The organism is Paraburkholderia ginsengisoli NBRC 100965 (assembly GCF_000739735.1).
Classification (GTDB): domain Bacteria; phylum Pseudomonadota; class Gammaproteobacteria; order Burkholderiales; family Burkholderiaceae; genus Paraburkholderia; species Paraburkholderia ginsengisoli.
In genome coordinates this window covers 108,958-122,812 of the sequence record NZ_BBJF01000018.1, presented here as the reverse complement: position 1 = coordinate 122,812, position 13,855 = coordinate 108,958, and the positions used below count along the sequence as shown (strand labels likewise).

Here is a 13,855-nt window from a genome sequence, read left to right as displayed (position 1 = left end):
GGTGCGTCGTTGCTTCAGCCTACCGCTTGCTCTCCGCGCGCCCCCAGCCGTTGATCCAGCGCCTGCAACTGCGCCGGCGTTCCGACGTTCTCCCACAACCCCTCATACAACTCGCCGCTCGCGAGTCCGCGCGCAATCGTCTCGCGGTAATACGGCGTGAGCGCGCGCCGCGTGCCGCGCGGCAGATCGCGGAACATGCGCGTGTCGTAAAGCCCGATGTTGCCGAACGTGAAGCGCGGCTGCGCATCGAGCGACAACACGCCGTCGACCAGACCGAAATCGCCGTTCGGATGAAACGCCGGATTCGGCACCATCACCAGATGCATGCCCGGCTCGGGCAGCGCGCGCAATTGGTCGGCGCGCACAGTCAGCGCGGTGTAATCGAAGTCGGCATACACGTCGCCGCTCACCGCGACGAACACCTCGCTCGCGCCGTCATCTTCGAGCAACGGCAACGCCTGCACGATGCCGCCCGCCGTCTCCAGCGCCTCGCGCTCCGGCGAGTAACGCAACTCGACCTGCCAGCGTGAACCGTCGCCGAGCGCGGCTTCGATCCGCGCGCCGAGCCACGCGTGGTTGATCACGATGGTCGTGAAGCCGGCCCGCGCGAGCCGTTCGATCTGCCGGACGATCAGCGGCTTGCCGCCCACTTCGAGCAGGGGCTTGGGGCACGCGTCAGTCAACGGACGCATGCGTTCGCCGCGGCCCGCGGCGAAAATCATCGCTTTCTTCAAGGACATATGGATGGGTCAGAAGGTGTAGCCGACTTCGTTCGCTCGGCCTTCGAGCTCGTCGAGCAGCTTCGCGAACGGGCGCAGCGGCGCATAGCGGTCGGCCACCTTGCGCGCATAGCCGATGAAGCGCGGCAGATCCTTCATGTAGTGCGGCTTGCCATCCCGGTAGTTGATCCGGCAGAACAGCCCTAGCACCTTGATGTGCCGTTGCAGCCCCATCCATTCGAGCTGCCGGTAGAACTCGCCGAAATCGGCATCGACCGGCAGGCCCGCCTTCTTCGCGCGCTCCCAGTAGTACACGAAGCAATCCAGCTCGAACTCCTCGTCCCAGCCGATGAACGCGTCGCGCAGCAGCGACGCGACGTCGTACGTGATCGGGCCGTACACGGCGTCCTGGAAGTCCAGCACGCCAGGGTTGGCGGCGGGGTGCTGCGCATCCGGCGCGGCAACCATCAGGTTGCGCGGCATGAAATCGCGCAGCATGAACACCTGCGGTTGCGCGCGCGCGCTCGCGATCAGCAACGCAAAGGTGCGATCGAGCATGCCGCGCGTCTTGTCGTCGACCTCGCGACCCAGATGCCGGCCAATGAACCACTCCGGCATCAATTCCATCTCGCGGCGCAGGAACGCTTCGTCGAACGGTGGCAGCACGTTGTCGCGCGAACTCAGTTGCCAGCGGATCAGCGCGTCGAGCGCGTCGCGCATCAGCGTGCGGGCGCGGCGCGCGTCGCCGGATCGTTGAGCCTCATGTTGCGCTTCCGTCAGCGCGCCGAGGTAGGACGCGGTGCCGAGATCGGTGACGAGCATCAGCCCGGCGTCGAAATCCGCCTCCAGCACACGCGGCACGTGCACGCCGGCGGCGTCGAGCAAGCCGGCGATCTGCACGAATTCGCGGCACTTTTCGGGCGGCGGGGCGTCGACGGCGATCAGCGTGGCTGCGCTTTCGCCTTCCGCCGCCTTACCGGCGAGCCGGAAATAACGGCGAAAACTGGCGTCGGATGAAGCCGGGACCAGCGTGTCGAGCTCGAGCGCATAGCGCGCCGCATGGCTTTGCAGCCACGCTTTGAGCAGGGCGAGACGGCTGTCGGCGGAGTCTTGAATGGTGTCTTGGGAAGAGGGGGGCGTCATGAAAACCGGCAGCAAATTCAGAGGGGCAACGTCTTGCCATATAATACCCCACGACTTTTTTGACGCGACTCACGCCGGCTTTCGCGTGGTCCGCTTTACCGCCCGCCTCATCGTTCGACAGATTGTAATTATTGATGTGCAGCCGACTGTCACGGTCGGGGTGTGCAGGCGGTGGATCGTGACTGCAGGAGCTGACGGACGGGCCGATTCGCCAAACGATACATGCCGCCTAGAAAGCTTTCCCAAACGACTCCCTCTTGTGCCGTAGTGCCGCGCAAAAGGCGGCTCGTCGCGGCGTTGATCGCCGCTCCGGGCCTGATGCCCGCGCTCGCGCACGCCCAGTTGGTGGGGGAAGCCGCGCAGCCGCAATCCATCGACATCCCCTGGGGCATGCGGCTTGCCCCGCAACTCGAAGAGCGTCCACTGCAGGCGGGCCAGAGGCCGGCCACGTTCGTGCTCGGCGACAGCGCCGCCGGCACCATCGACCAGGATCTGGCGGTCAAGGGCTCGGGCGAGCTGCGCCGTAATACGGCCGTCATCAAGGCCGACGCGCTGCACTACGATCAGGACACGGACATGGCCGACGCGTACGGCCAGGTCCACGTGATCAATAGCGGCAATACGTTCATCGGTCCGGAAGCGCACCTTCGCGTGGATTCGACCGAAGGCTTCATGACCGCGCCGAAGTATCACTTCAACCTGACGGGCGGCTCGGGCAGCGCGGAGCGCGTCGACCTGCTCGACTACGAGCGCTCGGTGTTCACGCGCGGCACGTACACGGCCTGCGCGTGCGAGGACAACCCGGCCTGGTACATCAAGGGCAGCGAGTTCGACTTCGACACCGGCGCGGACGAAGGCGTCGCGTACAACAGCGTGCTGTTCTTCCAGGGCGTGCCGGTGTTCGCATCGCCGTGGCTGTCGTTCCCGTTGTCGGGCGAGCGGCGCAGCGGGCTGCTGCCGCCCACGTTCTCGCTGAGTTCGAGCAATGGCTTCGAACTGTCGGTGCCGTATTACTTCAACATCGCGCCGAATCGCGATCTGACGGTGACGCCGCGTCTGATCTCCAAGCGCGGTGTGCAGTTGCAGAGTACGTTCCGCTATCTGTCGCCCACGTACTCCGGCTCGATCACTGGCGAGTTCCTGCCGGACGATCACCTGACCAAGACCAACCGCTACGCGCTGTACATCCAGCACAACCAGAACTTCGGCAACGGGTTCGGCGGCTACATCTACTACAACAGGGTTTCGGACAATACGTATCCGGAAGATCTGTCGTCGTCGGTCAATCAGTTCATGAACGGCACCCAGCTCCTGTATCAGCAGGAAGCCGGGTTGACCTATAACAATGGGCCGTGGTCGGTGCTTGCGCGCGAACAGCACTGGCAAACGCTGGAGCCGTCCGTTGCGCCGTATGGCCGCGAGCCGCAGTTGAACGTGAAGTACGCGAAGTACAACGTCGGCGGCTTCGACTTTGGCGCCGAGGCCGACTACACGAACTTCCGCATCACCACGGCCGACGTGACCGAAGGTCAGCGGGTTCTGTTCAACCCGTACATATCGTATTCGGTCGTCGGTCCCGGGTACTTCGTCACGCCGAAGGTGCAGTGGCACTTCGCGTCGTACAACCTGAACAACATCGGCACGGATCTGCCGCCCGGGTCGGCGAAGAACTTCACCGAATCGATCCCGACGTTCAGCTTCGACACCGGGCTGATCTTCGAGCGCTCGGTGCGCGTGTTCGGCGCGGATTACATACAGACGCTGGAGCCGCGCCTGTACTACGTGTACACGCCGTATCGCAACCAGGACAACGCGCCGCTGTTCGACACCGCTGATTCCGACTTCGGTCTCGCGGAAATCTTCACGCCGAACACCTTCGTCGGCAACGACCGGATCGCCGACGCGAACCGTCTGACCGCGGCGATCACCACGCGCTTCATCAACCCGGCCACGGGCGACGAGCGCGCGCGTTTCGTGCTGGCGCAGCAGTACTATTTCCAGGATCAGCGCGTCACGCTGCAGCCGAGCCAGACCAGCACGCAGGCCACGCATTCGGACCTGATCGCGGGTGCGTCGTTCAAGCTCGGCGCCGGTTTCGCCTCGGAAACGGCGTTCCAATATAATGCCGACAACAACCAGCTGGTGAAGACGAGCGTGGGCTTCGGGTTCAGTCCGGCCAGCGGCAAGGTGATCAACGTCGCATATCGCTACACGCGCGCGAACACCACGCTGGACAACCAGCCGATCAACCAGGTGCTGGTGTCCGGACAGTGGCCGCTGACGCACCGGATGTACGGGGTCGCGCGCTTCAATTACGACCTGGGCGGCCATCGGATCGTCGACGGTCTGATCGGCATGCAATACGACGCCGACTGCTGGACGCTCGGCGCGGGTATCCAGCGCTACGCGAACGGCCTGAACACCTCGGGACAGAATCAGTCGAGCACGCGGTTCCTTGCGCAGTTGACGTTCAAGGGCCTGTCGAGCGTGGACAACGGGCTGATGACCGCGTTCCGCAGCAGCGTGGCGGGCTATACGCCGTTGCCGCCGCCGCCGCCGCCGGAATCGCGCTTCACCAATTACGAATGACGTTCGCCCGATCATTTATGGCATGCGAAAAGACGGGCCAGGCGTGCCCGACATCATTGGAGTATCTGTGGCAATCATGAAAAAGCTTCGCTTGGCAACGCTTGCGGCCGGTCTCGTCGCCGGGGCGTCTTTCCTGTCGGTTGCGCCGGTTCAGGCGCAGGCGCTGGGTGGCAGTAACGGCCAGACGGTCGACACGATCGCCGCAGTGGTCAACAACGGTGTCATCACGCGGCGTGAGCTCGACGAGCGCATCAGCCTGATCACGCGCCGGCTGAACCAGCAGAACGCGCCGGTCCCGCCGCTGGACCAGTTGCGCCAGCAGGTGCTCAACCAGATGGTGCTGGAGCGCATCCAGCTGCAGAAGGCGAAGGAAGACAACATCAACATCGACGACGCCACCGTGCAGAAAACGCTCGCGCGGCTTGCGCAGGCGAACAACATGTCGCTCGAGATGTACCGCGCGCGCATCGAGGCGCAAGGGGTGCCCTGGACCACGTTCACCAGCGACGCGCGCACCGAACTCACGCTGTCGCGTCTGCGTGAGAAGGAAGTGGACAGCAAGATCACGGTGTCGGACGCTGAGGTCGCGAACTACATCGCGAGCCAGCGCGGTCCGAACGCCGGCCAGACGAGCGACCTGCATCTGCAGCACATTTTCGTCGCGGCGCCGCTGAACGCGTCGCAAACGGACATCGAAGCGGCGCAGCGCAAAGCGCAGGCATTGCTGACCGAAGCGCAGGGCGGCGCCAATTTCGAAAAGCTCGCGAAGTCCAATTCGCAGGCGCCGAACGCGGCGAAGGACAGCGGCGATCTCGGTTTCCTCCCGCCGTCCAAGCTGCCGCCTGAATTCGTCAAGGCAGCGTCGACGCTGCGTCCCGGCCAGGTCAATCCGGAACTGATCCGCACCAACGACGGCTTCGAGATCGTGCGTCTGGTCGATCGCCGTGCGGGTCAGGGCGCGAGCGCCGATGCGCCGAAGCTCGTGCAGACGCACGTGCGCCACATCCTGCTGCGCGTCGGCGACGGCATGTCGGAACCGCAAGCGCGCCAGAAGCTGCTCGACATCAAGAGCCAGATCGCGGCGGGCGGCGACTTCTCGAAGTTCGCGCACACGTACTCGCAGGACGGTTCGTCGTCGCAAGGCGGTGACCTCGGCTGGATCAGCCCGGGCGAGACGGTGCCGGAATTCGAGCGCGCGATGAATTCGCTGCAGGACAACCAGATCAGCGACCCGGTCCGCAGCGAATATGGCTACCACCTGATCCAGGTGCTGGGCCGCCGCGACGCGGAAGGCTCGGTTTCGCAGCAGATGGATCTGGCGCGTCAGGCGATCGGTCAGCGCAAGGCGGAGCAGGCCTACGCCGACTGGCTGCGCGAACTGCGCGACACCGCGTACGTGGAAGTGAAGCCGACGCTGTCGAGCGTGCAATAACCCCCCCATAGCCATCATGACGAGCGCCGCCCAGTCCACCAGCTTGCCGTTGCAGATCGCGATCACGACCGGCGAGCCCGCCGGCGTCGGCCCCGAACTGACCGCGCAGGCGTTGGCCGGCGCATCGGCGCACTGGCCCGCCGCACAGTTCACCGTGCTCGGCGACGCGGACCTGCTCGCCGAACGCGCGCGCGCCGTCGGCGTCGATTGGGCCGCGCTGCTGGCGCAGGGCCAGCGCGTGCGGGTGCAGCACCAGGCGCTCGGCGCGCCATCGCGCGCGGGCAAGCTGGACGCCGCCAATGGCCGCTACGTGCTCGATCTGCTCGATCAGGCGATCGACGGAGCGGTGGCCGGCACGTTCGACGCGATCGTCACCGCGCCGCTGCAAAAGAGCACCATCAACGACGCCGGCGTGCCGTTCACCGGCCACACCGAATATCTGGCCGAGCGCACCCACACGCCGCGTGTGGTGATGATGCTGGCCGGCACCGGCAAGCGTCCGCTGCGCGTCGCGCTCGCGACCACGCATCTGCCGCTGAAGGACGTGTCGGCCGCGCTATCGGTCGACGGTATTGTCGAGACGCTGCGCATCATCGATCATGATCTGCGGCATCACTTCGGCTTGCCGGCGCCGCGCATCCTCGTGACGGGCCTGAACCCGCACGCGGGCGAGAACGGCTATCTGGGCCGCGAGGAAATCGAGGTCATCACGCCGGCGCTCAAACTCGCGAACGATCAGGGCATCGACGCGCGTGGTCCCTATCCGGCCGACACGCTGTTCCAGCCGCGTTATCTGGAAGAGGCGGACTGCGTGCTGGCGATGTTCCACGATCAGGGCCTGCCGGTGTTGAAGTACGCGACGTTCGGCGAAGGCATCAACGTCACGCTCGGCTTGCCGATCATCCGCACGTCGGTCGATCACGGCACCGCTCTCGATCTGGCCGGCACCGGCCGCGCCGACGCGGGCAGCCTGATTGCCGCGATCGATACGGCGGTGTCGATGGCGCAACATCGTCGCGCGGGTTGAACGCGCGCTATTGCGCTGCGTGAGGTTACGCGGGTCGCGGTTGCCGGACCTGGCAGCGGGCAGGGCGATGCAGTGCAGGCAGCAAGCGTTCGTGCGTGTTCGTAGGTAACTGGCATGTAGCCGATACGTAACCGATACGTGCCCGGCACGTGAGCCATGAGCGATTCCGGCGCGCGCCACATTGCACGTGTGACACGCATGCCGCGTGTTCCTTTTTCTCAAGCAGTTCTCTTTCTTAGCGTTTCTTCGATGTCCACCAGCAGACAGCAACAGGGCCGGCACCAAGGTCATCTCGCGCGCAAGCGTTTCGGTCAGAACTTTCTGGTCGACATGGGCGTGATCGATTCGATCGTCGACGTGATCCGGCCGCAGCGCGGCGAGCGCATGGTCGAAATCGGGCCGGGGCTCGGCGCGCTCACCGAACCGCTGATCGAACGGCTCGCGACGCCCGACGCGCCGTTGCACGCGGTCGAGTTGGATCGCGATCTGATCGGCCGTCTGAAGACCAAATTCGGCGACCTGCTCGAACTGCACGCGGGCGACGCGCTCGCGTTCGACTTCGGCTCGCTCGCCGCGCCGGGCGAGAAGGCGTCACTGCGCATCGTCGGCAATCTGCCGTACAACATTTCGAGCCCGCTGCTGTTTCATCTGGCGTCGTTCGCGGATCGCGTGATCGATCAGCACTTCATGCTGCAGAACGAGGTGGTTGATCGGATGGTGGCCGAGCCGGGCACCAAGGCGTTCAGCCGACTGTCGGTGATGCTGCAGTACCGCTATGTGATCGACAAGCAGCTCGACGTGCCGCCCGAATCGTTCAACCCGCCGCCGAAGGTCGATTCGGCGATCGTGCGGATGATCCCGTACGAGCTGCACGAACTCGCGCCGGTCGACCAGCGCGTGCTCGGCGAAGTGGTGACGGCGGCGTTCTCGCAGCGTCGCAAGATGTTGCGCAATACGCTGGCCGCGTTCCGCGATTCGGTGGATTTCGACGCGCTCGGCTTCGATCTGCAACGCCGTGCGGAAGACGTGCCGGTGGACGAATACGTGCGCGTCGCGCAGATCGTGGCGGGCGCGGGCAAGGCGTCGTGATTCGCGATTGGCGCGCCGCGTCAAGTGTGTTGCGGCCCGCCCGCGGGCCACTAGTTCCTAACCAGCCACTCGCCGCTTCGCCGGCGCATTCACCAGCGCAATACCCGTCAGCACCAGCATCGCGGCCATCAGAAAGCGCAGGCTGAACGACTCGCCGAGCAGCAGCACGCCGAAGGTCACGCCGAACAGCGGCGTGAGAAACGAGAACACCGACAGGCGCGACGCGATATAACGCGTCAGCAGCCAGAACCACACCAGATAGCTGACGAACGCGACGACCACCGCCTGGTACGCGAGGCTCGCGAGTGCCAGCGGTGTGACGGTTTCCACGTGCGCCTGGCCGAGCCCGACGGCAAGCGCGAGCAGCACCACCGCCGACACCATCAGTTGATAGAACAGCGTCTTGCTGGCGCTCGATTGCGCGAGGCGCGTCGCGCGCACCACCACGGTCGTCGCGGCCCACGCGATGCCGGCCAGCACGCCGAGCGCGTCGCCGGCCACACCGGCTAGCGCCGGGCCGTGCGAGGCGGGGCCATGCAGGAAGCCGTCCGCGAAGGCCAGCGTCATCCCCGCGAACGCGACGAAAATGCCGAGCCATTGAATGCGCCGCATCCTCTCGCCGTCGACAAACCAGTGCAGCCCGAGCGCCGTGAAGCACGGCGCCGTGTAGAGAAACACCGCCATGCGCGACGCGCTGGTCAGCGTCAGGCCCAGAAAGATGCAGACGAACTCGCCCGCGAACAGCACGCCCGCGAGCAGGCCTGCGCCCAGCGTGCCGTCGTCGCGAAAGAGCGGCGTGCCGCGTGCGCGCGCCCAGCCCCACACCAGCACCGCCGCGATCGCCGAACGCAAGCCCGCCTGAAAGACCGGCGGCAATGCCGAGTTGGTGCTTTTGATCGCGACTTGCTGGAGTCCCCAGATCGCGCACAAGCCGATCATCAGCAGGATCGCGAAGCTATCCGGGGCGCGGCGTGCGGGCAGGGCGGTGGTGCTCATGGGCAGTGGTGGTGGCGAGGTCGGCGAAGCGGTGAGAGGGCGGAGCACAGTATCGGATGCGGCCGCGCAGCGGGTAATCGGTAATCGGCCGGATAGACCTGCTGCGCACGCGCGACTGCCGCCTGGGTAATAAGCGTGGTCCATACGGCTGGCTCGTACGATAGCAAACCCCACGCGCCGGTCAGCCGAAGCCCCTACCTTCTACGCGTGCTTCCTGGCGGCTGCAAGTTTTTTGTGCACTTAACAACACCGTCATCAGACTAATTTCTTGCCGCTGCCGTTTCGCGCTAAGGTGCGAACACACGTGTTTCGTCAGGACATTCGGAAGGCCGGGTGAACCGATGGACCGACGAACCGCGACAAACGCAGTGCAGCGTTCCGCCATGAAGAACGCGCTGACCGCGCGCCGGCTCGAGGCGCGCCACCCACGCCGACGAACCCCTCCGCGCAACGCGGAGCCGGTACGAGGAGCCGACATGAAGAACGCAACCAGGTGGGTGGCGGCGGTGATGGCGTCGATCGGATGCCAGGTCGTGCACGCGCAATCGAGCGTGACGCTCTATGGCGTGGTCGACGAGAGCGTGCGTTATCTGACCAACGTGAACAAGGCCGGCGACTCGTCGGTCGGGCTCGGCCCAGGCGGTCTCACGCAGAGCCGCTGGGGAATGAAGGGCGTCGAGGATCTCGGCGGCGGCTGGTCCACCTTCTTCAAACTCGAAAACCGCTTCTACATCAACAGCGGCCAGAGCGATCCCACCTTGCCGTTCTTCAACGAAGCGCAGGTGGGCGTGCGTTCGGACGCGTTCGGCCAGGTCATTCTCGGCCGGCAATACAATGTGATGATCGAGGGCATCACAGCGGGCGGCTACGGCAGCAACTGGTGGATTCCATACGACTTCAGCTTCCAGCCCGAAGTGACGATGACGGGCGGCATCTGGACCAGCAACCAGGTGCAGTATCAGGCGAGATATAACGGCATCACCTTCGCGGCCGGCTACGCGTTCGGCGGCAATGCGGGCAATTCGTACGGCAGCCAGATCGGCGCGGCGCTCGCTTATAAGCCGGTGGGCGGACCGTTCAGTGTCGGCGGCGCGTACGAAGAGTCGAAGGATTCGGTCAACGGCGCGGCGGCGAAAGCGTGGACCTTTGGCGCTTCGTACACGTGGAATCTCACGCGTTTTTCGGCGGGCTATATCGTCAATCAGAACGATGCCGGCTTTTCGAACTTCGCCAACGGTCCGTTCACCGCGCCCGTGCTCGCCGCACTGAAGTACACGGATTTCGCGCGGCGCCGGATGATCATGGGCGGCATCACGCAGCAGGTCGGCAACGCCTGGCACTTCGCCGCCAACATCTGGCGCACGCTGCAGGACGGCAAGACCGCGAAGCAGGATGGCTCGGCCTGGCAGTATCAACTGGTCGCCGACTACAACCTGTCGAGGCGCACCGACATCTATCTCGAAGGCGATTACGCGCAATACCGCGGCGGTCTGATCGGCGCGCAATTGCAGGGCGTCAACAGCATTGGACTCGCGCAGAAGGGTACGCAACTCGGTCTGATGGCGGGACTTCGGCATCAGTTCTGAAGGCCGCGCCGCGCGCGCCGCGCCCTGCAGCGACGCGTGATTCCGGGTACATTTACGGTCTCGTTTTATTACGCAACAGGGAGTGCACAATGCGCCTGCTTCACACCATGCTCCGGGTCGGCGACCTGGATCGCTCAATTGCCTTCTACACCGAAATGCTCGGCATGAAGCTGCTGCGCCGCGAAGACTATCCGGACGGCAAATTCACGCTGGCCTTCGTCGGCTATACGGACGAACGCGACGGCGCTGTCATCGAACTGACGCACAACTGGGACACGCCGTCGTACGATCTCGGCACCGGCTTCGGCCACCTCGCGGTCGAAGTCGACGACGCGTATGCCGCGTGCGACAAGATCAAGGCGCAAGGCGGCACGGTCGTGCGCGAAGCCGGCCCGATGAAACACGGCACCACCGTGATTGCTTTCGTCACGGACCCGGACGGCTACAAGATCGAATTCATCCAGAAGAAAAAGTGATACGGGCAGCGGGGCGGCGCGAACAATGAACAACGATAATCCCTACTTCAAAGAACTCGGCGACCTCCACGCTGAAATCCAGGCATTGTTCGACGGCTCCGCTGATGACGGCGCGCTACAACGGATCGTCGCGCGCTTCGCACCGCACTTCACGATGGTGACGCCTTCCGGCGTCGCGCTGGATCACGCCGGCGTGCGCGACGTTTTCACGAAGCTGCGCGGCGCGCGTCCGGGCTTGCAGATCACGATCCGCGATAGGGAGATCGTCGCCGACTATGTGTGGGGCGCGGTGGTGAAGTACCGGGAGTATCAGCGCGACGGCGCGGGCAATGCGAACGTGCGGCACTCGACAGCGGTGCTGGATCTCGACGCGCACGGCAAGGTCACGTGGCGTCATCTGCACGAGACGTTCTGCGCGGAGTGACGCGCGAGTCGTCGCGGCTGGCGACCTGAAAGCGACCTCGAAGCAACGTCAACGCAACCTCGAAGTACCTTCAAAAACAGGCTCAAAGCGTCGGCAGCAATTCCGGCGGATGCGACTTCAGCGTTTGCCGCGCTTCGCGGAATTCCGGGAAAATCGATTCGACCGTTTGCCAGAAGCGCGGGCTGTGATTCATTTCTCGCAGATGCGCGAGTTCGTGCGCGACGACGTAATCGATGATGGACAGCGGAAAGTGAATCAGCCGCCAGTTCAAACGAATCTTCCCGTCGCTCGAACAACTGCCCCAGCGCGTGGCCGCCGACGACAGCGCGTACGCGCGATAGTTGACGCCGAGCTTGTCCGCGTAAATCGCGAGGCGCTCGCCGAACAGACGCTTCGCTTCGCCTTGCAGCCAGCCTTGCACGCGGTCCTTGATCTGCTGCGGATCGGCCTGCAATGGCAGCGGCACCTGCAGTGCGGCATCGTGCGCGCTGAACGCGAGCGTGCCGTGCGGCGAGCCGAGTTTCACGCGCACAGGCTGACCGAGGTACGGCACTTCGGCGCCGTCTTTCCAGTCGACCTTCGGCAACGCGCGCTGTTCGACACGCGTTTGCCATTCGATCAGCTTCGTGAAAATCCAGCGCTGCTTTTCGGTGATCGCGGTTTCGATATCGGCGAGCGTGACCCAGCGCGGCGCGGTGATCGTCAAGCCGGTGCTGTCGATCGCAAAGCCAATTGAACGGCGCGCCGAACGCTTGAGCACGTAATGCAGCGTGCGCGAACCGATGGTCACGCTGCGCAGCTTGCTGCCGTCCGGTGCGAGCGGCACGGCCGGCTGCTGCCCGACGGGCGAGCCGGACAAAGGCGCGGACGGTGAAGGGGACGACGACGTCGACCCCGGCTCGGCGAAGAGCGGGAGGTCGAGCTGCCGGTTATCGAGCGCCTCAGCGGGCTGCGACGTAGGAGACTTCTGCATCGGATTCGCTTCGCGCAATACGCCTTCGAGGGCGTGGGCGCGTCAGATTGGTGCGGCGGCGGAACTGCTGTCCGCCGCGCGGTACGCGGTGGGATCGATGCGACGCATTTCAGCTTCGATCCACTGTTCGACGCGCGTGTTCACTTCGTCGGGCGTGAGCCCCGTTGTCTCGATCGGCTTGCCGATCGACACTGTGACTATACCCGCATATTTAAGGAACGAGTTGCGCGGCCACACGCGTCCCGCGTTGTGCGCGATCGGCACGACCGGCGCGCCGGTGGCGATCGCGAAGCGCGCGCCGCCGGTCTTGTACTTGCCCTGCTTGCCGGTCGGCGTGCGCGTGCCTTCCGGAAACATGATGACCCATGCGCCTTCGGCCATGCGCGCCTTGCCTTGCTTGATGACGGATTCGAACGCGTACTTGCCTTCCTTGCGATCGATATGAACCATCTTCAGCATGCCGAGCGCCCAGCCGAAGAACGGCACGTACAGCAGCTCGCGCTTGAACACGTAGCACAGCGGACGCGGCATCAAAGCCGGAAACGCCAGCGTTTCCCACGCCGATTGATGCTTGGAGAGCAGCACTGCGGGACCGTCGGGCAGGTTCTCGTAGCCTTCGATCTTATAGCGGATGCCGTTGAGCCACCGCACCGTGTGGAGCGTCGCACGGCACCAGCCGGCCGCCATCCAGTAGCGGTTGTCGGCGCGCAGGAACGGGAACGCGATGAAGCACGCGGTCGCGTACGGCACCGTGAACAGAACGAAGTAGATCAGCAGCAGCAGGGAACGGTTGAAGCGCATCGGCGTGGTCAGTGAGGGTTGGGGACGCGCATGACGCGCGTCACTCTTGGGCGTCGGCGAGGAAGTCGAGCGCGAACGCGCGCAGGTCGTCGTGCACGATCGTGCCTTCGGGCAAGCCGCCGGCCGCGAGTGTCTTCTTGCCTTTGCCGGTCAGCACCAGATGCACCGGATGACCGAGCGCGGCGCCCGCTTGCAGATCGCGCATCGCGTCGCCGACGACCGGCGTATGCACCGGGTCGACTTCGAAACGCTCGGCGATCATCTTCAACATGCCGGGCTTCGGCTTGCGGCACTCGCAGTGATCCTCCGCCGTATGCGGGCAGAAGAACACCGCTTCGATGCGTCCGCCGACCGTCGCCGCCATCCGGTGCATCTTCAGATGCATCGCATTGAGCGCGTTCATGTCGAAGAGACCTCGACCGATGCCCGACTGGTTGGTCGCGATCGCCACGCGATACCCGGCCTGGTTCAGACGTGCGATCGCTTCGAGCGAACCAGGCAGGGCGACCCATTCGTCCGGCGACTTGATGAACGCATCGGAGTCGACGTTGATCACGCCGTCGCGGTCGAGGATCACCACTTTCTTGTTCGGCATGGCGC

The 13,855-nt window shown here is 64.7% G+C and carries 13 protein-coding genes; 7 read left to right on the top strand and 6 right to left on the bottom strand.

Features of this window, described 5'->3' with window-relative positions; translation table 11 throughout:
• Window positions 1-14: 14 nt before the first annotated feature.
• Together murU and BGI01S_RS23230 are read right to left on the bottom strand one after the other, a co-directional pair.
• Entirely contained in the window at window positions 15-740 is a 726-nt protein-coding gene (gene murU / locus BGI01S_RS23235) for an N-acetylmuramate alpha-1-phosphate uridylyltransferase MurU (RefSeq protein WP_408638590.1), read from the bottom strand.
• Between the two features lie 9 nt (window positions 741-749).
• Window positions 750-1,862 carry an aminoglycoside phosphotransferase family protein gene (locus BGI01S_RS23230; protein WP_042328430.1) on the bottom strand — a complete coding sequence of 371 codons (1,113 nt, stop codon included), beginning with the start codon at window positions 1,860-1,862 and terminating at the stop codon, window positions 750-752.
• Window positions 1,863-2,084: 222 nt separating this feature from the next.
• Between BGI01S_RS23230 and BGI01S_RS23225 the strand changes: the two genes are divergently transcribed.
• The 4 genes from BGI01S_RS23225 (at window position 2,085) to rsmA (ending at window position 7,999) form a co-directional block, all read left to right on the top strand.
• Window positions 2,085-4,451, top strand: a complete 2,367-nt coding sequence (locus tag BGI01S_RS23225) for an LPS-assembly protein LptD (protein ID WP_042328429.1) — start codon at window positions 2,085-2,087, stop codon at window positions 4,449-4,451.
• Window positions 4,452-4,518: 67 nt separating this feature from the next.
• Window positions 4,519-5,883, top strand: coding sequence for a peptidylprolyl isomerase (locus BGI01S_RS23220; protein ID WP_084585470.1), 1,365 nt, complete (start codon window positions 4,519-4,521; stop codon window positions 5,881-5,883).
• A 16-nt stretch (window positions 5,884-5,899) separates the two neighbouring features.
• On the top strand, window positions 5,900-6,910 hold the full coding sequence (gene pdxA / locus BGI01S_RS23215) for a 4-hydroxythreonine-4-phosphate dehydrogenase PdxA (protein WP_042328427.1): 1,011 nt from the start codon (window positions 5,900-5,902) through the stop codon (window positions 6,908-6,910).
• Window positions 6,911-7,159: 249 nt separating this feature from the next.
• Window positions 7,160-7,999 (top strand): 16S rRNA (adenine(1518)-N(6)/adenine(1519)-N(6))-dimethyltransferase RsmA, encoded by an 840-nt coding sequence (gene rsmA / locus BGI01S_RS23210; protein ID WP_042328426.1) that lies wholly within the window; start codon window positions 7,160-7,162, stop codon window positions 7,997-7,999.
• 57 nt (window positions 8,000-8,056) lie between these two features.
• Here rsmA and BGI01S_RS23205 read toward each other — a convergent pair whose 3' ends face one another.
• Window positions 8,057-8,995, bottom strand: coding sequence for a DMT family transporter (locus BGI01S_RS23205; RefSeq protein ID WP_042328425.1), 939 nt, complete (start codon window positions 8,993-8,995; stop codon window positions 8,057-8,059).
• Between the two features lie 476 nt (window positions 8,996-9,471).
• Between BGI01S_RS23205 and BGI01S_RS23200 the strand changes: the two genes are divergently transcribed.
• The 3 genes from BGI01S_RS23200 (at window position 9,472) to BGI01S_RS23190 (ending at window position 11,481) form a co-directional block, all read left to right on the top strand.
• Window positions 9,472-10,581 carry a porin gene (locus BGI01S_RS23200; RefSeq protein ID WP_042328424.1) on the top strand — a complete coding sequence of 370 codons (1,110 nt, stop codon included), beginning with the start codon at window positions 9,472-9,474 and terminating at the stop codon, window positions 10,579-10,581.
• An 89-nt stretch (window positions 10,582-10,670) separates the two neighbouring features.
• Window positions 10,671-11,057, top strand: a complete 387-nt coding sequence (gene gloA / locus BGI01S_RS23195; RefSeq protein ID WP_042328423.1) for a lactoylglutathione lyase — start codon at window positions 10,671-10,673, stop codon at window positions 11,055-11,057.
• A gap of 25 nt (window positions 11,058-11,082) precedes the next feature.
• Window positions 11,083-11,481 (top strand): hypothetical protein, encoded by a 399-nt coding sequence (locus tag BGI01S_RS23190; RefSeq protein WP_042328422.1) that lies wholly within the window; start codon window positions 11,083-11,085, stop codon window positions 11,479-11,481.
• Window positions 11,482-11,563: 82 nt separating this feature from the next.
• Here BGI01S_RS23190 and BGI01S_RS23185 read toward each other — a convergent pair whose 3' ends face one another.
• From BGI01S_RS23185 to gmhB, 3 genes are read right to left on the bottom strand one after another with little or no spacing between them, the layout of a single operon-like run.
• Entirely contained in the window at window positions 11,564-12,454 is an 891-nt protein-coding gene (locus tag BGI01S_RS23185; protein ID WP_042328485.1) for a M48 family metallopeptidase, read from the bottom strand.
• A 42-nt stretch (window positions 12,455-12,496) separates the two neighbouring features.
• Complete coding sequence (locus BGI01S_RS23180) at window positions 12,497-13,255, bottom strand: lysophospholipid acyltransferase family protein (RefSeq protein ID WP_042328421.1); 759 nt, start codon at window positions 13,253-13,255, stop codon at window positions 12,497-12,499.
• Window positions 13,256-13,295: 40 nt separating this feature from the next.
• A complete protein-coding gene (gmhB, locus tag BGI01S_RS23175; RefSeq protein ID WP_042328420.1) occupies window positions 13,296-13,850 on the bottom strand; it encodes a D-glycero-beta-D-manno-heptose 1,7-bisphosphate 7-phosphatase in 555 nt (184 codons plus the stop codon).
• Between the last annotated feature and the right edge of the window lie 5 nt (window positions 13,851-13,855).

Coding starts and splice junctions, on each gene's coding strand:
- BGI01S_RS23185 (WP_042328485.1), bottom strand. CDS start 12,454: ATGCAGAAGTCTCCTACGTCGCAGCCCGCTGAGGCGCTCGATAACCGG.
- murU (WP_408638590.1), bottom strand. CDS start 740: ATGTCCTTGAAGAAAGCGATGATTTTCGCCGCGGGCCGCGGCGAACGC.
- BGI01S_RS23205 (WP_042328425.1), bottom strand. CDS start 8,995: ATGAGCACCACCGCCCTGCCCGCACGCCGCGCCCCGGATAGCTTCGCG.
- pdxA (WP_042328427.1), top strand. CDS start 5,900: ATGACGAGCGCCGCCCAGTCCACCAGCTTGCCGTTGCAGATCGCGATC.
- gloA (WP_042328423.1), top strand. CDS start 10,671: ATGCGCCTGCTTCACACCATGCTCCGGGTCGGCGACCTGGATCGCTCA.
- BGI01S_RS23200 (WP_042328424.1), top strand. CDS start 9,472: ATGAAGAACGCAACCAGGTGGGTGGCGGCGGTGATGGCGTCGATCGGA.
- BGI01S_RS23180 (WP_042328421.1), bottom strand. CDS start 13,255: ATGCGCTTCAACCGTTCCCTGCTGCTGCTGATCTACTTCGTTCTGTTC.
- BGI01S_RS23225 (WP_042328429.1), top strand. CDS start 2,085: ATGCCGCCTAGAAAGCTTTCCCAAACGACTCCCTCTTGTGCCGTAGTG.
- rsmA (WP_042328426.1), top strand. CDS start 7,160: ATGTCCACCAGCAGACAGCAACAGGGCCGGCACCAAGGTCATCTCGCG.
- BGI01S_RS23190 (WP_042328422.1), top strand. CDS start 11,083: ATGAACAACGATAATCCCTACTTCAAAGAACTCGGCGACCTCCACGCT.
- gmhB (WP_042328420.1), bottom strand. CDS start 13,850: ATGCCGAACAAGAAAGTGGTGATCCTCGACCGCGACGGCGTGATCAAC.
- BGI01S_RS23230 (WP_042328430.1), bottom strand. CDS start 1,862: ATGACGCCCCCCTCTTCCCAAGACACCATTCAAGACTCCGCCGACAGC.